Genomic DNA, 18,441 nt, shown 5'->3' on the forward strand with positions numbered 1-18,441 from the left:
GAGCCCCAGCCCGACCGCCAGCATGAGCCTTGAATCCCGCCTCGACGCCTGGTCGCGCGGCTGGCGCGCGCCGGTCTTCGCCGCCCTGGTGGCCCTGATCGCCGGCCTGCCGGGCCTGTTCGCCATGCCGCCGCTCGACCGCGACGAGTCCCGCTTCACCCAGGCGACGGCCCAGATGCTGGAGACCGGCGACTATGTGAACATCCGGCTGCAGGACCAGCCGCGCAACAAGAAGCCGGTCGGCATCCACTGGCTGCAGGCCGCGGCGGTCTCGGCCGTCTCCGCGCCCGAGGACCGGGGCATCTGGGCCTACCGCATCCCCTCGCTGCTGGGCGCCATGCTGGCCGCCGCCGCCTGCGCCTGGGGCGCGGCCGCCTTCTTCGGCCCGCGCGAGAGCCTGCTGTCGGGCGCGATCCTTGGCGCGACCTTCCTGCTGTCGACCGAGGCGTTCATCGCCAAGACCGACGCCTCGCTGTGCGGCTTTACGACATTGGCCATGGCGGGCCTGGCCAGGATCTACGCCGCGGGCCTCGCCGGCGAGAAGGCCGGCAAGGGTCCGAAGCTGGCCTTCTGGATCGGCATGGCCATGGCCGCCCTGATCAAGGGTCCGGTCGGCCTGCTGGTCGTCATCCTCGCCATCCTCGCCCTGTGGGCCTGGGACCGGAAGGCCGGCTGGCTCAAGCAGCTGGGCTGGAGCTGGGGCCTGATCCTGTTCGCGGCCATCGTCCTGCCCTGGGCGACGATGATCACCGTCGCCACCGACGGCGCCTTCTGGGGCGCGGCGGTGGGCGGGGACCTGGCGCCCAAGCTGGCCGGCGGCCACGAGCGCCACGGCGGCATCTTCGGCTACTACGCCCTGCTCTCGCCCCTGCTGCTGTTCCCCGTCACCCTGCTGCTCCCCGCCGCCCTGGTTCTGGGCTGGACCGGCCGCAAGGAGCCGGGCGTGCGCTTCGCCCTCTGCTGGCTGATCCCGACCTGGCTGATGTTCGAGATCCTGCCGACCAAGCTGGCCCACTACACCCTGCCCGCCTTCGGGGCTCTGGCCATGCTGATGGCGGCCGCCCTGCGCAAGCCGCTCGGTCTGCCCTCACGGATCGTCGGCACGGTGCTGCTGGCCATCGCCGGCCTCGCCTTCGCCGCCGTCTGCGTCGTCGCCTGGAAGCAGTACGCCACGCCCTCGGCCCTGCCGCTGGCCATCCTCTCGGCCCTGCTGTTCGTCGCGGCCGCCGTCGCCGGCGGCTGGCTGATCCTGCGCGAGCGCAAGGCCGCCCTGGCCCTGGTCACGGCCGGCGCCCTGGGCATCCTGGCCCACGGCGCCATGGCCGGCCTGCTGGCCCCGCGCCTGGACTCGCTGTGGCTGTCGCAGCGCCTGGCCCGCGCCCTGGAGAAGGCCGATCTGGCCCCCCGCGCCGGCGCCCCCGGCCCGGTGGCGGTGACCGGCTACTCCGAGCCCAGCATGGTCTTCCAGCTGGGCACCACCACTGAACTCACTGATGCGGAAGGCGCGGCCGACGCCGTCGACGAGGGCCGCCCGGCCGTGGTCGAGGGCCGCGAGGATGCGAAGTTCAAGGCCGCCCTGGCCGCCATGGGCCACGCCCCGCGCCCGGCCGGCGAGATCAAGGGCCTGAACTATTCCGACGGCGACGACGAGGTGCTGCGCATCTATCGCGGCGAGCCGCGCCGCCATGACGCACCGGAAGACGCCGTGAGCGGCGCCGAAGTGGAGGCCCAGCCATGAGCCGCTTCATCGAGATCGTCGAGGTCGGTCCCCGCGACGGCCTGCAGAACGAGAAGGCCATACTGTCGGTCGAGGAAAAGCTCGACCTGATCCGCCGCCTCGAAGCCGCCGGCGCCCGCCGCACCGAGGTGGTGTCGTTCGTCAATCCCAACCGCGTGCCGCAGATGGCCGGCGCCGAAGAGATCATGGACGCCCTGGGCGGTCCCGATCCCAAGCGCTCGCGCATCGGCCTGGTGCTCAACATGCGCGGCTGGGAGCGCTGCGTCTCGACCGGCTGCGACGAAGCCAATGTCGTGGTCTGCGCGTCCGACGGCTTCGGCGTGAAGAACCAGGGCGCCACGGTCAACCAGCAACTCGACACCCTGGCGGCCATCGTCGAGCGCCAGGCGATCGACGGCGGCCCGCCGATCACCGCCACCATCTCGGTGGCCTTCGGCTGCCCGTTCGACGGCGAGATTTCCGAAGACCAGGTGGTCGCCATCGCCCGCGAGGCGGCGGCCATGAACGTGCCCGAGATCGCCATCGCCGACACCATCGGCGTGGCGGATCCCTGGACCGTCCGCAAGCGCATCGAGGCCGTCCGCGCCGCCGCGCCCGACGCCCGCCTGCGCATGCACTTCCACGACACCCGCAACACGGGTCTGGCCAACGCCTTCGCCAGCGTCGAGGCCGGGATCGACGTGCTCGACGCCTCGGTCGGCGGCCTCGGCGGCTGCCCCTTCGCCCCGGCGGCGACGGGCAACATCGGCACCGAGGATCTGGTCTACATGCTGGAGCGGGCCGGCTTCGAGACCAGCTACGACCTTAGCGCCCTGATCGCCATCGGCCGCGACATCAGCGAACGCCTGGGCAAGGCCCCGGCGTCTTCGCTAGCGCGAGCGGGCGGGTTTCCCTCCTGATCCCTCTCCCCCTGCGGGAGAGGGTGGCCCCGCGGAGCGGGGTCGGGTGAGGGGTCGCACGAACAGAAACGCCGCGACGGCCGATCGGCTGTCGCGGCGTTTTGCGTCTGAGAGACCCCTCATCCGTCGGCTTCGCCGACACCTTCTCCCGCAAGGGGAGAAGGACGTTAAGCCGCGAACCTTCCCAGGTCCTGCTTGCTCTCGACCAGGTCCAGCACGTCGCCCATGCGGAAGCCCGGGTCCACCGGGTGCAGGGCGTCGTAGATCGAGCGGGCGAAGGCGAGATCCGCCGGGGTCTTCACGCGCCAGTCGAGGCTGGACCAGTCGCGCACGGCCCGCAGGTGGGCCTGGCGGAAGCGGCCCGGCTGGCTGCGGATGGCGGCGGTCGGCGAGATGCGGGCCAGCGGGTCGCGCTCCTCGGCGGCGGCGGTGCGCAGGGTCTGGGCGGCGATGACCTCGACCTCCAGCCCGGCCGGATAGGTGCGATGCACGCGGTTGGAGGCGTAGTCGGCGCCGGTGCTCAGGGCCAGGCGGACCGTCTGGTCGATAAGGCCCGGATCGACGAAGGGCGCGTCGCCCTTCAGCCGGACGATGTGGCTGACCGGGCCGGCGGCCTCGGCGCAGCGGGCGATGCGATCCAGAATGTCGGCGCCCGCGCCGCGATAAACGGTGACGCCGCGCGACACCAGGAAACCGGCCAGCGCGTCGTCGGCGGCCTGGTCGCTGGTGGCGACGATGATCTTGGAAAGGGTGCGCGCCTCGCGGATCCGCTCCAGCTGGCGCAGGATCATCGGCTGTCCCTGGAGGGTGGCCATCGCCTTGCCGGGCAGACGGCTGGAGCCCATGCGGGCCTGCAGGACAGCGAGGATCATCGGCTTTGCCTCCCTTCGAGGCGTCTTCTCGGTTCTTTCTTGAACCTTGAGCTTCGAGTCGGGTCCGCCGCTAGGCGACCCAACGTCGCGGGTCGAGGGCCACCGGGTCGTCGATGGCCATCTCGTCCCAGTCGAGGTCCGGCGGCGGGCTGGAAGCGGCGGCGACGACGGCCGACAGTTCGGCGGCCGAGGTCACGCCCACGATCACGGCGGAAGCCTCGGGGCGCGACAAAGCAAAGCCCAGGGCGGCCTGAAGCGGGTCGGAACGGCCTTCGGCGATCATGCGGCGCACGCGCGACAGGCGGCCCGAGGCCCCCTTCAGCTGGGCCGGAACGCGGTCGGGCGGCAGGAACAGCAGGCCGTTGAGGAAGATCGAGCGCAGCTGCACCTCGATGCCCATGCCGGCGATGCGTTGCAGCGAGCCGTCGGCCAGCAGGCGCTGGTCGAGCAGGCTGGCCGGCGCCTGGATGATGTCGGGCTTGAAGCGGCGGGCCACGCCGACGGGATCGTCGGTGGCGTGGGCGGAGATGCCGATGTTGCGGAACAGGCCCTGCTCGCGCAGGCGGTGCAGGCGGTCCCACATGGCCGGGCCATGGGCGCCGAACAGTTCCGACGGCGACTGGACGATGATGGCGTCGGCGCGTTCCAGGCCCATGCGGCGCAGCGAGGCGCGGGCCTCGGCCTCGACGAAGTCGGGACCGCGGTCGGCGCGGGCGGCCGCCATGGTGACGCGGCACGAGACCGGACGCGGGATCAGGTCGCCGAGCACGGACTCCGAACGGCCATAGACGCCCGAGACGTCCAGCACCGACAGGCGGGCGCGCGCGGCGATGTTCAGGATGTCACGCGCCTCGATCTCGGGGGAACGCGAACGCGGCGACGCGTTCATGCCGTCCAGTCCGAACTGGGCGGCGGCGAGACCGAGCTTGGAGACGGTGAGCGACATGAAAATCCGCGTCGGGTGAGCACCAATGCCGGGCAGCGTACGCGCCAAGGTTTGAAGAAGGCGTTTCTGGAAACTTGCCGAGGGGTTAAGATCGGGCCGATGGACCTTACCGATCCCGCCGTCCTTTCCGGCTCCGAATGGCCCATGCACGGCCTGGCCGACGACATCCGGCCGGCCCTGGAAAAGGCCCTGGCGGAAGGGCCGGCGGTCCTGGCCACCATCATCGCCCTGGAGGGCGGCGGACCGCGCCCGGTCGGCACGCAGATGCTTTTCGCGCAAGGTTTCACGAGCGGCTTCCTGTCGGGCGGCTGCATCGAGAGCGACGTCGAGATCCACGCCCGCGCGGTGCTGGAAACCGGCGCGCCCCGGCGCCTGGTCTATGGCGAGGGAAGCCCCTGGCCGGACATCCGCCTGCTGTGCGGCGCGCGCATCGAAATCCTTGTCGAGCGTCTCGACGCCGACGATGTCGCCGTGCGCGACCTTTTGACTCACGCAACCGAAAGGCGGCCGGCGGTCTGGTTCAGCGACGGCGTCCGGCGCCTCTGCGCGACGAAAGAGGCCGCGCCGGCCCCTTGGCCCGGCGCCTTCGGCCGGGGGTTCGATCCCGTTCCACGCCTGGTGGTGATCGGCGGCGATCCGACCGCCCTGGCCCTGGCGAGCCTCGGCGCCCAGGCCGGGTTCGAGACCACCCTGGTCCGCCCCAAGGGACCGCTGGAGCCGCCGCCCCTGGCCGGCGTCGCGTACAGCCGCGCCGCGCCGAGCGAGGCTCTGGCCGCGATCGGCCTGGATCCCTGGACGGCGGTGGCGGTGTGCGGCCACGACCTGGCCCTGGACCACGAGGCCCTGCTGACCGCCCTGCCCTCGCCCGCCTCCTATGTCGGCCTGCTGGGCGCCAGGCGGCGGCTGGCCGAACGGATCGCGGCGTTGCGGGCGGAGGGTTTGACGGAGCGCGACCTGGCCAAACTGCGCGCGCCGATCGGCCTGGATCTCGGCGGCAAGGCCCCGTTCGAGGTGGCGATCGCGGTCATCGGCGAGATCATCGCGGCGCGCCATGGACAGCCGGCGCTGGAGAGAAGGGCGCATTCGGATCCCTCTCCCCTTGTGGGAGAGGGTGGCCCGCGCAGCGGGTCGGGTGAGGGGTCGAAAGCCCTGTCCGCCGCGACGACGGATCGACAGGGCGGCGCGTTAGACGTCTGAGAGACCCCTCATCCGTCGGCTGGAGTTTATCCTCGGGCCGGCTTCGCCGGACCCGGGGGGCCGCCACCTTCTCCCGCAAGGGGAGAAGGATCAGATTTTCCAATCCCCGGACTTGCCCCCCGTCTTCTCGACCAGCCGCACGGCTTCGATGACCATGCCCTTCTCGGCGGCCTTGAGCATGTCGTAGATCGTCAGGCAGGCCACCGACACCGCCGTCAGGGCCTCCATCTCGACCCCGGTCGGACCGGTGGTCTTGACGCGAGCGGTGACGGAAAGCCCGCCCTCGCCCGGCTCGACCTCGACCGCCACCTTCGACAGCGCCAGCGGATGGCACAGCGGGATCAGGTCCGACGTCTTCTTGGCCGCCATCACCCCGGCCAGCTCGGCCACGGCGCGGACGTCGCCCTTGCGGCCGGCCCCCGAGACGGCCAGCGCCAGGGTCTCCGGCGTCATCCGCACGAAACCGCTCGCCACCGCCTCGCGCACGGTCGAGGCCTTGTCGGAGACGTCGACCATGCGGGCCCGGCCCTGGTCGTCGATGTGGGTCAGCTTGCTCACTTTTCCAGAAATCCTATCGTTCCAGAAGCCGGGGCATCAGCTCGACCATGTTGCAGGGCTTGTGGCGGCTGTCGAGCTGCGGCCCGATGACCTTGTCCCAGCCGTCCTTCACCGCCCCGTTCGAGCCGGGCAGGCAGAACACGAACACCCCGTCGATCAGCCCGGCCGTGGCCCGCGACTGCAGGGTCGAGAGCCCCACCGTGGCGTAGGACACCAGGTGGAACACCACGGCGAACCCGTCGATGACCTTGTCGAACAGCGGCTGCAGCGCCTCGACGGTCACGTCGCGCCCCGTCAGGCCCGTGCCGCCGGTGGAGACCACCGCATCGACCTCTCCGCTGGCGATCCAGCCGCGCACGGTGGCGCGGATCTTCTCGATGTCGTCGCGCACCACCGCCCGGCCGGCGAACTCATGGCCGGCGGCCTTGACCCGCTCGATCAGGATGTCGCCCGAGGTGTCGGTGCTTTCGTCGCGGGTGTCGGAGACGGTGAGGATCGCCACCCGCACCGGCTTGAACGGCAGTTCCGGCTTGATCCCGCCGCCCGGGGTGAGGCCTGCCGACATCCGTCTCTCCATTTCTTCGCTTGTCGCGCGACGGGCGCCGAAACCGCTGACACTTTCGGCTGTCGCGCTTTGGCTCAATCCCAACGCTGCGCGTCGGTCCTATCCTGCGCCGTCGGCTCGATCCAGCGGGCGCCGCCCGGACCATGCTCCTTCTTCCAGAACGGCGCCCGGCTCTTGAGCCAGTCCATCAGGAAGTCGCACGCCTCGAAGGCGGCCCGGCGGTGTTTCGACGCCGTCGCCACGAACACCACCGCCTCGCCCGGCGCGATCTTTCCGACGCGATGGACGATCCGCCAGTCCTGCAAATCGAACCGCCCGGCCGCCTCGACCGCGAAGGCCGCGATCGCGTTTTCGGTGAAGCCCGGATAGGCCTCCAGCTCCAGGATCGAGGCGTTGCCACCCTCGGCGCGGGCCAGGCCGACGAAGCTGGCCACCGCGCCTGTCTCGTCGCGGCCCTTGCAGAATTCGGTCAGCAGCGCCCCGGGCTCGAACGGCGCCTCGGTCAGGGTGATCATCCGCCGCTCATCGGCGGCAGGAAGGCGACCTCGGTCGAGCCGGCCAGCGCCGCCTCGCCCCGCACCAGCGCTTTATCGACCGCCACCTGCACGCCGGGGCCAGCCAAGGCTTCGGCGAGACCCGCGTCATCATTGGCGATGGAAGCGCGCAGGGCGGAAAGGCTTCCCGCCTCGACCTCGCGCTCGCGCCAGCCGGCCTGGTCGGCCAGGCGCCCGAACAGCAGCACGCGGGCCATGACTAGCCTCCGGTCGTCGACATGTGGCGGGCCACGGCCGGCCGTGGCGCGTCGACCTGGAAGTCGTGGCCCTTGGGCTTGGACCCGATCGCCGCGTGGATCGCCGCCACCAGTTCGCCGTCGGTGGCCCCGCCGCGCAGCACGGCCCTAAGATCGCTGGCGTCGTCGCGGCCAAGGCAGGTGTGCAGGGTGCCGGTGCAGGTCAGGCGCACCCGATTGCAGGCGTCGCAGAAATTGTGGCTCAGCGGGGTGATGAAACCCAGCCGCCCGCCGGTCTCCTCGACCTTGGCGTAGCGGGCCGGACCGCCGGTGGCATAGGCCTGGTCGGTCAGGGTCCAGTAGGACGACAGCTCGCGCCGGACATCCCTGAGCGACAGGAACTGGTCGGTGCGGTCCTCGTCGATCTCGCCCAGGGGCATGGTCTCGATCAGCGTCATGTCGCAGCCGCGATCGTGCGCCCACTGGATCAGGGCCGGCAGCTCGGCGGCGTTGTCGCGCTTGAGCGCCACCGCGTTGATCTTGACCTGGAGGCCCGCCGCCAGGGCCGCGTCGATCCCGCCGATCACCTTGGCCACGTCGCCGCCGCGCGTCAGCCGACGGAAGAGGTCGGGCTTGAGCGTGTCGAGCGAGACGTTGATCCGCTTCACCCCCGCCGCCGCCAAGCGTTCAGCGTGCTGGGCCAGCTGAGTGCCGTTGGTGGTCAGGGTCAGCTCGTCCAGCGCGCCGGTCTTCAGGTGGCGCGACAGGCTTTGGACCAGCTCCATGATCCCCTTGCGCACCAGCGGCTCGCCGCCGGTCAGCCGCAGCTTGCGCACGCCCAGGCCAACGAAGGTCGAGGCCAGGCGGTCCAGCTCCTCCAGCGTCAGCACCTCCGCCTTCGGCAGGAAGGTCATGTGCTCGGCCATGCAATAGACGCAGCGCAGGTCGCAGCGGTCGGTCACCGACACGCGCAGATAGCTCACCGCCCGGCCAAAGCCGTCGATCAGGCGGGGGGTGTCGTCAGGGGACGTCATATCCGCGATAGAATAGGCGTCTCGGAGCCTGGCGGAAAGGGAACTGATGCGGCTGGAGGCGATCGTGCTGGCGGCGGGGGCGGCCTCGCGGTTCGGCGGCGGCAAGCTGCTGGCCGATTATCGCGGCCGGCCGCTGCTGGATCACGCGCTGGATACGGCCCTGGCCGCGCCGGCGCGCGGGATCACGGTGGTGCTGCGCCCGGGCGATACGGCCGCCCTGGCCCTGGTCGAGGCCCGGGCCGAGCCCCGCCTGCGACCCTTGGCCGCGCCCGAAGCTGACGAGGGGCTGGGGGCCTCGCTGCGCACGGCGATCCTGGCCCTGCCGGCCGACGCCGAGGCGGCGCTGGTGTTGCTGGGCGACATGCCGCGCGTCCCGCACGACCTTGCTGCCGACCTGATCCAGGCCCTGAGCGCGGGCGTCGGCATCGCCGCTCCCGTCCACGCCGGCCGTCGCGGCCATCCGGTGCTGTTCGCCCGCCGCTGGTTCGCCGACCTCGCCGCCCTGGCCGGCGATCGCGGCGCGCAGGGGGTGCTGACCAAGGCCGGCGACGCCATCGCCCTGGTAGAGACCGACGACCCCGGCGTGCTGTTCGACGTCGACCGGCGCGAGGACCTGGAGCGGTAGGCCCGCCGCCCCGATCAGAAGCCTCCGTCGGCGGTCGGCCACGGCGGAGCGGTCGCGCGCCACCTCAGGACGTGAAGACCGGAGAGCTTGGGGCGCAACCGCAGGCGCATCACGGTGTCGTCGCGGCCCCTCCTCCAGCCGGGCCAATCCAGCGCACGGTCCTGGGCGGCGACAACGCGCCAGACGGCGCGCAGAACCTCGCGGGGCGGCTCATGACCCAGGCGATGCTGGAGAAGAAGCCGCAGCGAGAGCGAGGCGCGGGACGAGGCCCTGAACCACCGCACGATCATTCGCGCATCGGCCCGCACGCCCTCCTCGCCCAGCGGCGACGAAAGCAGCGGACAGAAGTGGGCTTGCAGCGCGTCGGCGACCCGCCGTTCGACGGCCGCGACCAGGCGCGCGTGCTCGCCGGCCAGGTAGCCGAGCCTGAAGGCTGGTCGTCGCGGCTGGGGAAAAGCCGTGAGCTTGCGCTTCACTCCGCCAGGTCCGCCTCGTACCGCCGCATCTCGCGCCAGTGCAGCCAGACGCCCAGCGCCAGGGTGAGCAGGATGGCGTAGCTCCAGACCGCCAGGCTCATCATGTAGGTGTTGATGGTCACCCGCAGGTCGATCAGCACCGCCACGTGCGAGGCCAGGGCGACCAGCTGGAACGCCGAGATCGCCACGGTCCACAGCAGGCGCGAGCGGATCGACTCCCAGATGAAGATCAGCGCCGCCACGGCGTCGACGATCATCACCCCGACGTCGGGATTGATGCGGTTGTGGCGGAACATCACCAGCGAGGCGGCCCAGCCGGCCAGCAGGGTGACCGCGATCCGCTTCTCCGACGACCCGCCCCGCCAGAAGGCCAGGCCGCAGATCACCAGGGTCAGGAAAAGATAGAGATAAGCCGACACTGTACGCCCCCCTTCACCGCTCCAGGTTGACGCAAGTCCGGCTCGGATCAAGTGCGATCCGAGCCGGAGCTTTACGCCTTGGATATCGGCGACCGCCCGCTAGGCGGACGGAACTCTAGTGCCGCGTCTTCTCGCCGTCGCAAAGAATCCGGCGGATCTCATCGACGACGCGCACCGCGCCATCGGCGTCGTCCGCCGCCTCCATATCGACGAGCCGCCGCAGCAGCACCGTCAGCACACGCTGCTGGGTCGGACACAGGGACCGAATGCACCGCCCGAACTCGGCGGCCTCTTCGATGGCCGGATCCATAATCGCCAGGACCGCGCTCATGCCGCGCCCTCCATTAGAACTTCGCGCATACCGGAGACGATCAGGCGGCCCGACCGCCGTCGACGGCGCGCAGGCCCGAGGTGCGCGGCGTGTCGCCGCCCTCGACCTTGCCCAGGTCGCCCAGCGCCAGGGCGCCGCAGCCGATCTGCGAGCGGACTTCCGCCAGATCGCCATGCGCCTTCACGATGGTGCGGCGGGCCGACAGGATGTGGGTCAGGGTGATCCCCAGGGTCTCCAGGGCTTCCTGGCCGATCACGGCCGACAGCTGCGCATCCAGCCGCAGCGTGGGCAGCAGGCCCATCAGCTCGGCGGTTTCACGCACGGCCGCGTCGATCGCGGCTTCGGCTTGTTTCAGTTTTTCGGCCCCGGCACGGGCTGCGTCGCTGCGCTTCATGCAAGACTCTCCCACTCGCGCGGGCGCCCCCCGCACGTTCAAAGGCTTGGATTGTTGGAAATTCGGTTTTTTGGCTGACCCGAGACCGACGATCAGTTCGTCGGCGGGGCGCTCCAGCCCTCGCGGAATCGCTGGAGGGCGAAGAGGAATTCATGGGCTCCCATGGTCACCACGCTGAGCAGCACGCCGGCCGCCAGGGCTGAAACCAGGATCAGGCCCATCCATTGGGCTGGGCTCAGGTCATGGCGCCAACCTCCCCGCGTTCGGACCTGATCGGACTGTCGTCCGACAGGAAGGCCGTGGCCGCGAGCACTCGCAGCAACAGCTTCGAAGGAGGATCGCCGGCCGCCTGGGCCTTGCGCAGAGCCGACACCGTTTCCGGCACCAGGCGCTCCCGCTCGGGGGTGGCCGCCATCAGGGTCAGGCCTTCCTCGAGAGACTTCCAGCTCGCGATGAAGAAGGCCGATCCCGGGGGCGAGCCAGTCTTGGTCTTGGGTGTGTTGTCGTTCATGGCCGCTCCCGCTGCTGTCGTCAGGAGAGACCGGCTCAGGTTCGTCGGCTAGGCCCGGCGATTGCCTACGGTAGTCATTACCGGGGTGCTGTTCCCACGCCACGAAGGCCAGGGCGGCGTCGCGGCGCGGCATGCCGGCCAGGCGCCGGCGCGCGCTGAGCACGTGCATCTCGACGGTCTTGGGCGACAGGCTGAGCAGGCGCGCGATTTCCTTCGAGCGCTGGTGCTGGGCGATCAGGCGCAGGATCTCGCGCTCACGAGGCGTGAGCTTCTCGAAACCAAGGCTGTCGGCAGGCTCGACCATGGCGCTAACATGGTCCCAGCACAGCCTCCCGTCCAGCCGGTGAGGCGTCAATTTCGGACGCGTCAGAGTTAACAATCAGACAGTTCGCCCGGTCAGGCGCTCCGGACGAACGGCAGGCTGACGGTCGGCTGGCCCGACAGCGCCAGCAGGGCGTTGGCCGTCGCCGGGCCGATCACCGGCGTCCCCGGCTCGCCCACCCCGCTTGGAGGCGCGGCCGACGGCACGATGTGGGTCTCCACGCTGGGCGCCTCGGCGAAGCGCAGCACGCGATAGGTGTCGAAGTTGCTCTGGTCGACCACGCCCTCGGTCAGGGTCACCTGGCCGAAGAGCGCCGCCGAAAGCCCGTAGCAGGTGCCGCCCTCCATCTGGGCGGCGATCTGGTCGGGCGAGACGGCCACGCCGCAGTCGATGGCGGTGACCACCCGGCCGACGCGCGGCTCTCCGTCCACCAGCTTGACCTCGGCGACCTGGGCCACGACCGAGCCGAAGCTCTCGTGCACCGCCACCCCGCGCGTCCAGCCCCCATCCTGCTCTTTAGAGGCCGCTTTCGGTCCGGCCTTCTCCAGGGCGAGATTGAGGGCCGCCAGGTGTCGATTGGCGCCGGCCTTGGCGTAGAGCGCGCGGCGATACTCGACCGGATCCTTGCCGGCCTTGCGGGCCAGCTGGTCGATGGTGTGCTCCATGACGAAGGCGGTGTGGGTCGCCCCCACCGAGCGCCACCACAGCACCGGCACGCCCACTTCGGGGAACGCCACCTGGGCGTCGACGACGGGCGTGGCTTTCAGATAGGGCGAATCCGACGCCCCCTCGACGGCGGTCTGGTCGACGCCCTTCGAGGGCATCGGCGAGTCCTTCATGATCGACTGGCTGACGATGCGGTGGCGCCAGGTCGCCGGCAGGCCGTCCTTGTCCAGCGTGACCCGCACGGCGTGGACCACCAGCGGCCGGTAGTAGCCGGCCTTCATGTCGTCCTCACGGGTCCAGACCAGCTTCACCGGCTTGCCGCCGCCGACCTTCTTGGCCACGTGCACGCACTCGGCCACGTAGTCGGAATTGAAGGTCGCCCGCCGCCCGAACGAGCCGCCGGCGAACAGGGTCTCGACCTCGACCGAGCCGGGCAGGGTACCGACGATCTTGGCCGCGTTCAGCTGGTCGAGGGTCTGGCCCTGCGAGCCGTGCACCAGCTTGACCGAATTGCCCTCGACGATGGCCACGCAGTTCATCGGCTCCATGGTGGCGTGGGCCAGATAGGGGAACTCGTAGACCGCCTCGAAGGCGTCGCTGCCCCCGGCCGCGGCCGCCGCGTCACCCTTGGCCCCGAACGATTCCCACTTCTGCTCGGCCGGACCCTTGCCGGTGGCCAGATCACGGAACGCCGCCGTGATCTCTTTCGAGCCGCGCTTCTCGGCCTTGCCTTCGTCCCAGCGCACGACCAGCGCCTCGCGCCCCAGCCGCGCGGCCCAGGTGGATTTCGCCACCACCGCCACCCCGGTCGGGATTTCGTAGACATCGACCACGCCCGCCACCTTCCTGGCGGCGTCAGCGTCGAAGCTCTCGACCTTGGCCCCGAAGCGCGGCGGATGGGCGACCATCGCCGTCAGCATGTCGGGCAGGTGGACGTCCTGGGTGTAGCGGGCCGTGCCGTCGACCTTGGCCTGGGCGTCCTTGCGCCGCACCCGATCGGTGCCGATCAGAGTGAAAGCCTTGGGGTCCTTCAGCGGCGGGTTCTGCGGCGGCGTCACCTTGGCGGCGTCGGCCGACAGGTCGGCGAAGGCGGCGCTCTTGCCCGAGGCGTGGGTCAGCACCCCGTCCTTGACCACGATCTCGCCGGCCGGGACGTTCCAGCGGTTGGCGGCGGCCTCGACGAACATCGCCCGCGCCCCGGCTCCGGCCTTGCGCAGCTGCTCCCAGCTGTTGGAGATCGCCGAGCTGCCGCCGGTCAGCTGCGCGCCCAGGGCGCCGTTGCCGTAGAGCTTGGCGTTGGCCGGCGACTGCTCGACCCGCACCTTGGCCCAGTCGGCGTCCAGCTCCTCGGCGACAATCGCCGCCAGGCCCGCATGGCTGCCCTGGCCGAACTCGATGTGCTTGGAGATCACTGTGACGAAGCCGTCGGGCTCGAAGCGGATGAACGGGCCGAACGCCCCGACCTCGACCTTGGAGCCGGCGCTCATCAGGTCGGCCGGCGAGCAGCCGACCACCAGGGCGCCGCCGACCACCGCCGCGCCGACCACCACCTCGCGGCGGCTGAAGCCTTCGGATTTCACGGGCGCGTTCATCGCACTTCTCCCCGCTGGATCCGCGACGTCGCGCCGGAAGCGGCCGAGATCGCCTCGTCGATGTCGGCCTCCTTGGCCGGTTCGGCGACGACAGCCGGCGCGGCGACCACCGGGATCGCCTGGCCCGTCGCGGCCTGCCTGATCGCCGCCCGGATCCGCTGATAGGCGCCGCAACGACAGATGTTGCCGCCCATGGCCGCGTCGATGTCGGAGTCCGTCGGCTTTTTATTCGCTTCGAGCAGGGCGGCGGCCGACATGATCTGGCCCGACTGGCAGTAGCCGCACTGCGGCACGTCCAGCTTCACCCAGGCTTGTTGCAGCGGATGCGCCCCGCCCAGGCCCTCGATGGTGGTGATCTTGGCGCCCGACAGCGCGGCGATCGGGGTGACGCAGGAGCGCACCGGGTCGCCGTTCACATGCACCGTGCAGGCCCCGCACTGGGCCAGGCCGCAGCCGAACTTCGTGCCCGTCAGGCCCAGTTCGTCGCGCAGCACCCACAGCAGCGGCGTATCGGGATCGGCCTCGACCGACATCGTCTTGCCGTTGACGTCCAAGCTCGCCGCCATGCGTCTGTCTCCTGCCCTCGGGGCAGCTAACACCGTTCTCCCGAGGCTCCGCCAGTGAAATTTTAACGCCGTCAGGATGGTTGGAAGGTCACATCCGCGACGCCTGTTGCGCGAAAGGCCTCACGTTCTTGGCCGACGCGCCCTAGCTTGAACGCACGACGCCTGTTGAGGACCCCCGCCTTGGACTCCTTCCCCGCCTACTTCCCCCTCGCCGGCCGCAAGGTGGTGATCGCCGGAACCGGCGAAGGCGCCGAGGCCAAGGCCCGGCTGTTCGAGGGCTCGCCCGCCACCCTGGTGCGGCTGGACGGCCACGCGGCCTTCCTGCCCGGCTCCTATACGGGGGCGGTGCTGGCCTTCATTTCGAGTTCCGACGAGGTGTTCGCCCAGGCCGCCGCCCGCGCCGCGCGCGCCGCCGGGGTGCTGGTCAACGTCGTCGACAAACCCGACATGTGCGACTTCAACACCCCCGCCGTCATCGACCGCGGCGAGGTGGTGGCCGCCGTCGGCACCGGCGGCGCGGCCCCCGTGCTGGCCACCATGCTGCGCTCCGACATCGAGGCCCAGGTGCCCGAGGGCGCCGGCCGGGTCGCCGCCCTGATGCGCAACTTCCAGAGCGAGGTGCGCGGCGCCCTGCCCACCCTGCACGAACGCCGCGCCTTCCTGCGCGAGGCGCTGTCGGGCGAGGCGGCCCAGGCGGCCATGACCGGCGACATGGAAAAGGCCGGCGCCCTGTTCCGCGACGCCCTGGCCAAGAGCGTCAAGAAGGAGGGCAAGGTCCGCTTCGTGGCCGGCAAGGGCCCGGCCGACCTGCTGACCCTGCGCGCCGTGCGGGCCCTGTCGGCCGCCGACGTGCTGGTCATCGACGAGGCCGCCGATCCCGAGGTCGTCACCATGGCGCGCCGCGACGCCCACCGCCTGTCGGCCGCCGAAGCTTCGCCGGAACACCTGATCGAACTGGCCCGCAGCGGCCGCCAGGTCGTGCGGCTGGTCGCGGCCCCGGTCGAGGCGGCGGACATCCAGGCTCTGGCCGCGGCCGGCGTGGCGGTGGAAGTGCTGCTGACGGCGCCGAGCGCCTGACGGCGCCCCCTCAGTCGCTCCGCGACAGCTCCCCCAGAGGGGGAGCATCTGAGGCCGCGCAACAAGATCCTCCCCCTCTGGGGGAGGTGGCCCGGAGGGCCGGAGGGGGTCGTTTTCAGCTGCCGCTGACCAGGGCCGATTGCCCACCAACTCCCCCCACCGATCGCTTCGCGATCGCCTCCCCCACAGGGGGAGGTTCCTCAACCACCACGCCGCATTGACTCCCCGGCCCCCCTCCGTATGTTCCGCGCCGTTCGAGTGACTGGCGTTGAAGGTGGGTGACCACCGGGGAGCTCGAGACGCATATGCCGCGCGCCTGGGCTCCTTTCTGACCGCAACCAGACCCGGAGTCCCCCGTGCCCGCCGCCCCCGACTATCCGTCCGCCCCCGATCTCGTCGCCCCCAAGCGCGCCCTGCTGTCGGTCTCCGACAAGACCGGCCTGGTCGAAGCGGCCAAGGTCCTGCACGAGGCGGGCGTCGAGCTGGTCTCGACCGGCGGCACCAAGGCGGCCATCGCCGCGGCCGGCCTGCCGGTGAAGGACGTGTCGGACCTGACCGGCTTCCCCGAGATGATGGACGGCCGGGTCAAGACCCTGCACCCCATCGTCCACGGCGGCCTGCTGGGCGTGCGCGACGCTCCCGAGCACGCGAAGGCCATGGCCGACCACGGCATCGGCGGCATCGATATCCTCTATGTGAACCTCTATCCGTTCGAGGCCACCGTCGCGAAGGGCGGCTCGTACGAAGAGTGCGTCGAGAACATCGACATCGGCGGCCCGGCCATGATCCGCTCGGCGGCCAAGAACCACGGCTATGTGTCGGTCTGCACCGACCCGGCCGACCTGGCTGAAGTGCTCGAAGCCCTGAAGGCCGACGGCGGCACCACCCTCTCTCTGCGCAAGACCCTGGCCGCCCGCGCCTACGCCCGTACGGCGGCCTATGACGCCGCCATCTCGGCCTGGTTCGCCGCTCAGCTCGGCCAGGACTTCCCGGCCCGCAAGGCGATCGCCGGCGAGCTGCGCCAGACCATGCGCTATGGCGAGAACCCGCACCAGAAGGCGGCCTTCTACACCTTCCCCAGCCCCCGCGTCGGCGTGGCCACGGCCCGCCAGCTGCAGGGCAAGGAACTCAGCTACAACAACATCAACGACACCGACGCGGCCTTCGAGCTGATCGCCGAGTTCGACCCGGCCCAGGGTCCGGCCGTCGCCATCATCAAGCACGCCAACCCCTGCGGCGTGGCCCTGGGCGCCACCCAGCGCGAGGCCTATGAGCGGGCCCTGGCCTGCGACCCCACCTCGGCCTTCGGCGGCATCGTCGCTGTCAACACCCGCCTGACCCGCGAGGCCGCCGAGGCCATGGTCGAGATCTTCACCGAGGTGGTGATCGCGCCGGAAGCCGACGACGACGCGATCGCCGTCTTCGCCGCCAAGAAGAACCTGCGCCTGCTGGTCACCGGCGGCCTGCCCGACCCGCTGTCGACCGGCGACACCTTCAAGAGCGTGGCCGGCGGCTTCCTCGTGCAATCCCGCGACGACGCGCGGATCAAGGCGGCCGACCTGAAGATCGTCACGAAGCGCCAGCCCACGCAGGAAGAGATCCGCGACATGCTGTTCGCCTTCCAGATCGGCAAGCACGTCAAGTCGAACGCCATCGTCTACGCCCGCGCCGGCCAGACCCTGGGCGTCGGCGCCGGCCAGATGAACCGCAAGGACAGCGCCCGCATCGCTGCCCTTCGGGCAGCTGATTTTGGCTTGGACCTCAGTGGGTGCGCCTGCGCCTCGGAAGCCTTCTTCCCGTTCGCCGACGGTCTGATCCAGGCGGCCGAAGCCGGGGCTACGGCGATCATCCAGCCGGGCGGCTCCATGCGCGACCCCGAGGTCATCGAGGCGGCCGACAAGCTTGGCCTCACTATGGCCTTCACCGGCGTGCGAGTGTTCCGCCACTAAGGATTGAGTGAGCACGATGGACAGCGTCAGCTGGGGAGCCAAGGTCGTTTCACGCTCGCGGGTGTTCAAGCCCGCGGGCCTGGGCCCCTTTCCGGTGGCGCTGATCCTGCACGGCTGCGGCGGCAAGACCCCGTTCCTGGAGACCTATGCCGAGGTCGCCGTGAAGGCCGGCTACGCCGCCATCGTGCTCGACTCGTTCGCGCCGCGCGGCATGAGCACGCTCGACGGCAAGCTCTTCGTCTGCACCCTGATGACCCTGCATGGGGCCAAGCGCGCGGCCGACGCGTTCGGGACCCTGGCCTGGCTCAAGACCCAATCCTGGGCGCGGGCCGACCATGTTTTCCTGGCCGGCTGGAGCCACGGCGCCTGGACGATCATGGACGCCTACGCCGCCGGAACCTCGGCCCCCAGCGCCACCGGCCTGGCCGACGCCGACGCGGTCGCCCTGCGCAAACAGGTGAAGGGCGCACTGCTGGTCTATCCGTATGCGGCCTATCCCTCGATGACCAGCAGCCGGGGCTGGGGACCGGGTGCGCCGCCGGTGTGGTCGGTGCTGGGCCAGAAGGACGGCGTGGTCGGCTGGCGCTATCCCAAGAAGGCGCTGGAACGGCTCAGCGCCGACGGCGTCAAGGTCGACCTCAAGCTCTACCCCGACGCCACCCACGCCTTCGACGACGACAAGGCCAACGACCCGCGCGCCATCTACCGGCCGGACCTGTTCCAGGAGGTCCAGGACTACTTCGCCGCCGCGCTGAAGGCGGTGGCGCCGAAGCCGGGGCTGTTCGCTTAAGATCCTGCCGAGAGGGAAAGTCCCTTTCGGCTCCTCCCCCGTAAAATCCCCGCGAAAGCGCAGCCGCCTGTTCCCTCTCCCCTTGCGGGAGAGGGTGGCCTCGCGGAGCGAGGTCGGGTGAGGGGTCTCTCAGAACTGAAAGCCGCGTGCAGCGGTTAGGCCGGGCGGGGCGTCTCCCATCTGA

22 protein-coding genes, 1 pseudogene and 1 riboswitch are annotated in these 18,441 nt (G+C 70.7%); of the genes and pseudogenes, 7 read left to right on the forward strand and 16 right to left on the reverse strand.

Going from position 1 to position 18,441, the window contains the following annotated elements; translation table 11 throughout:
* Positions 1-22: 22 nt before the first annotated feature.
* Together AC07NG_RS22950 and AC07NG_RS22955 are read left to right on the forward strand one after the other, a co-directional pair.
* Positions 23-1,738 carry an ArnT family glycosyltransferase gene (locus tag AC07NG_RS22950; protein WP_494596560.1) on the forward strand — a complete coding sequence of 572 codons (1,716 nt, stop codon included), beginning with the start codon at positions 23-25 and terminating at the stop codon, positions 1,736-1,738.
* Positions 1,735-2,637, forward strand: a complete 903-nt coding sequence (locus AC07NG_RS22955; protein ID WP_494596562.1) for a hydroxymethylglutaryl-CoA lyase — start codon at positions 1,735-1,737, stop codon at positions 2,635-2,637. The genes AC07NG_RS22950 and AC07NG_RS22955 overlap by 4 nt, the downstream gene beginning before the upstream one ends.
* A 167-nt stretch (positions 2,638-2,804) precedes the next feature.
* Here the strand turns inward: AC07NG_RS22955 and AC07NG_RS22960 are convergent, their stop codons facing one another.
* Positions 2,805-3,509 carry a glycosyltransferase family protein gene (locus tag AC07NG_RS22960; RefSeq protein WP_487290070.1) on the reverse strand — a complete coding sequence of 235 codons (705 nt, stop codon included), beginning with the start codon at positions 3,507-3,509 and terminating at the stop codon, positions 2,805-2,807.
* 70 nt (positions 3,510-3,579) lie between these two features.
* A complete protein-coding gene (locus AC07NG_RS22965; protein ID WP_110120936.1) occupies positions 3,580-4,455 on the reverse strand; it encodes a bifunctional regulator KidO in 876 nt (291 codons plus the stop codon).
* 99 nt (positions 4,456-4,554) lie between these two features.
* Between AC07NG_RS22965 and AC07NG_RS22970 the strand changes: the two genes are divergently transcribed.
* Entirely contained in the window at positions 4,555-5,652 is a 1,098-nt protein-coding gene (locus AC07NG_RS22970; RefSeq protein WP_494596564.1) for an XdhC family protein, read from the forward strand.
* A 90-nt stretch (positions 5,653-5,742) separates the two neighbouring features.
* On the opposite strand, the gene moaC is transcribed toward AC07NG_RS22970, so the two are convergent.
* The 5 genes from moaC to moaA all read right to left on the reverse strand — a co-directional run bounded on the left by moaC (position 5,743) and on the right by moaA (position 8,539).
* The gene (gene moaC, locus AC07NG_RS22975; RefSeq protein ID WP_494596565.1) at positions 5,743-6,210 is read right to left on the reverse strand and encodes a cyclic pyranopterin monophosphate synthase MoaC; all 468 of its coding nucleotides are present in this window, start codon (positions 6,208-6,210) and stop codon (positions 5,743-5,745) included.
* A 13-nt stretch (positions 6,211-6,223) separates the two neighbouring features.
* Entirely contained in the window at positions 6,224-6,775 is a 552-nt protein-coding gene (gene moaB, locus AC07NG_RS22980; protein WP_494596567.1) for a molybdenum cofactor biosynthesis protein B, read from the reverse strand.
* Positions 6,776-6,849: 74 nt separating this feature from the next.
* Positions 6,850-7,290, reverse strand: coding sequence for a molybdenum cofactor biosynthesis protein MoaE (locus AC07NG_RS22985; protein ID WP_492854296.1), 441 nt, complete (start codon positions 7,288-7,290; stop codon positions 6,850-6,852).
* Positions 7,287-7,526, reverse strand: coding sequence for a MoaD/ThiS family protein (locus AC07NG_RS22990; RefSeq protein ID WP_492854295.1), 240 nt, complete (start codon positions 7,524-7,526; stop codon positions 7,287-7,289). Before AC07NG_RS22990 ends, AC07NG_RS22985 begins: the two co-directional genes overlap by 4 nt.
* Before the next feature lie 2 nt (positions 7,527-7,528).
* Positions 7,529-8,539 carry a GTP 3',8-cyclase MoaA gene (gene moaA / locus AC07NG_RS22995; protein WP_494596570.1) on the reverse strand — a complete coding sequence of 337 codons (1,011 nt, stop codon included), beginning with the start codon at positions 8,537-8,539 and terminating at the stop codon, positions 7,529-7,531.
* A 46-nt stretch (positions 8,540-8,585) separates the two neighbouring features.
* Here moaA and AC07NG_RS23000 point away from each other — a divergent pair, with 46 nt between their 5' ends.
* Complete coding sequence (locus AC07NG_RS23000) at positions 8,586-9,164, forward strand: nucleotidyltransferase family protein (protein WP_492854293.1); 579 nt, start codon at positions 8,586-8,588, stop codon at positions 9,162-9,164.
* A 14-nt stretch (positions 9,165-9,178) separates the two neighbouring features.
* Here AC07NG_RS23000 and AC07NG_RS23005 read toward each other — a convergent pair whose 3' ends face one another.
* The 9 genes and pseudogenes from AC07NG_RS23005 to AC07NG_RS23045 form a co-directional block, all read right to left on the reverse strand.
* A complete protein-coding gene (locus AC07NG_RS23005) occupies positions 9,179-9,640 on the reverse strand; it encodes a hypothetical protein (RefSeq protein WP_492854292.1) in 462 nt (153 codons plus the stop codon).
* On the reverse strand, positions 9,637-10,059 hold the full coding sequence (locus AC07NG_RS23010) for a hypothetical protein (protein ID WP_494596572.1): 423 nt from the start codon (positions 10,057-10,059) through the stop codon (positions 9,637-9,639). The genes AC07NG_RS23005 and AC07NG_RS23010 overlap by 4 nt, the downstream gene beginning before the upstream one ends.
* 115 nt (positions 10,060-10,174) lie before the next feature.
* The gene (locus AC07NG_RS23015) at positions 10,175-10,390 is read right to left on the reverse strand and encodes a hypothetical protein (RefSeq protein ID WP_110120927.1); all 216 of its coding nucleotides are present in this window, start codon (positions 10,388-10,390) and stop codon (positions 10,175-10,177) included.
* A gap of 40 nt (positions 10,391-10,430) precedes the next feature.
* A complete protein-coding gene (locus AC07NG_RS23020) occupies positions 10,431-10,784 on the reverse strand; it encodes a hypothetical protein (protein WP_492854290.1) in 354 nt (117 codons plus the stop codon).
* A 92-nt stretch (positions 10,785-10,876) separates the two neighbouring features.
* Positions 10,877-11,005 (reverse strand): hypothetical protein, encoded by a 129-nt coding sequence (locus tag AC07NG_RS23025; protein ID WP_255580246.1) that lies wholly within the window; start codon positions 11,003-11,005, stop codon positions 10,877-10,879.
* 14 nt (positions 11,006-11,019) lie between these two features.
* Positions 11,020-11,295 (reverse strand): hypothetical protein, encoded by a 276-nt coding sequence (locus tag AC07NG_RS23030; protein WP_110120925.1) that lies wholly within the window; start codon positions 11,293-11,295, stop codon positions 11,020-11,022.
* A gap of 127 nt (positions 11,296-11,422) precedes the next feature.
* Positions 11,423-11,599 (reverse strand): annotated as a pseudogene (locus tag AC07NG_RS23035) (response regulator transcription factor); the annotation flags it as partial.
* A gap of 92 nt (positions 11,600-11,691) precedes the next feature.
* Positions 11,692-13,875: a xanthine dehydrogenase family protein molybdopterin-binding subunit gene (locus tag AC07NG_RS23040; RefSeq protein WP_494596575.1), complete on the reverse strand. Its 2,184-nt coding sequence runs from the start codon at positions 13,873-13,875 to the stop codon at positions 11,692-11,694.
* Complete coding sequence (locus AC07NG_RS23045; protein WP_494596576.1) at positions 13,872-14,441, reverse strand: (2Fe-2S)-binding protein; 570 nt, start codon at positions 14,439-14,441, stop codon at positions 13,872-13,874. The genes AC07NG_RS23040 and AC07NG_RS23045 overlap by 4 nt, the downstream gene beginning before the upstream one ends.
* 180 nt (positions 14,442-14,621) lie before the next feature.
* On the opposite strand from AC07NG_RS23045, the gene AC07NG_RS23050 reads away from it, so the two are divergent.
* From AC07NG_RS23050 to AC07NG_RS23060, 3 genes are all read left to right on the forward strand, one after another.
* Complete coding sequence (locus AC07NG_RS23050) at positions 14,622-15,518, forward strand: precorrin-2 dehydrogenase/sirohydrochlorin ferrochelatase family protein (RefSeq protein ID WP_494596578.1); 897 nt, start codon at positions 14,622-14,624, stop codon at positions 15,516-15,518.
* A 248-nt stretch (positions 15,519-15,766) separates the two neighbouring features.
* A riboswitch (ZMP/ZTP riboswitch) is annotated at positions 15,767-15,847 on the forward strand.
* A gap of 27 nt (positions 15,848-15,874) precedes the next feature.
* Complete coding sequence (purH, locus tag AC07NG_RS23055) at positions 15,875-17,467, forward strand: bifunctional phosphoribosylaminoimidazolecarboxamide formyltransferase/IMP cyclohydrolase (RefSeq protein ID WP_494596580.1); 1,593 nt, start codon at positions 15,875-15,877, stop codon at positions 17,465-17,467.
* Positions 17,468-17,483: 16 nt separating this feature from the next.
* A complete protein-coding gene (locus AC07NG_RS23060) occupies positions 17,484-18,257 on the forward strand; it encodes a dienelactone hydrolase family protein (protein ID WP_494596600.1) in 774 nt (257 codons plus the stop codon).
* The last annotated feature ends 184 nt before the right edge of the window (positions 18,258-18,441 follow it).

It is taken from the genome of Caulobacter sp. GW821-FHT10C03 (genome assembly GCF_059415485.1).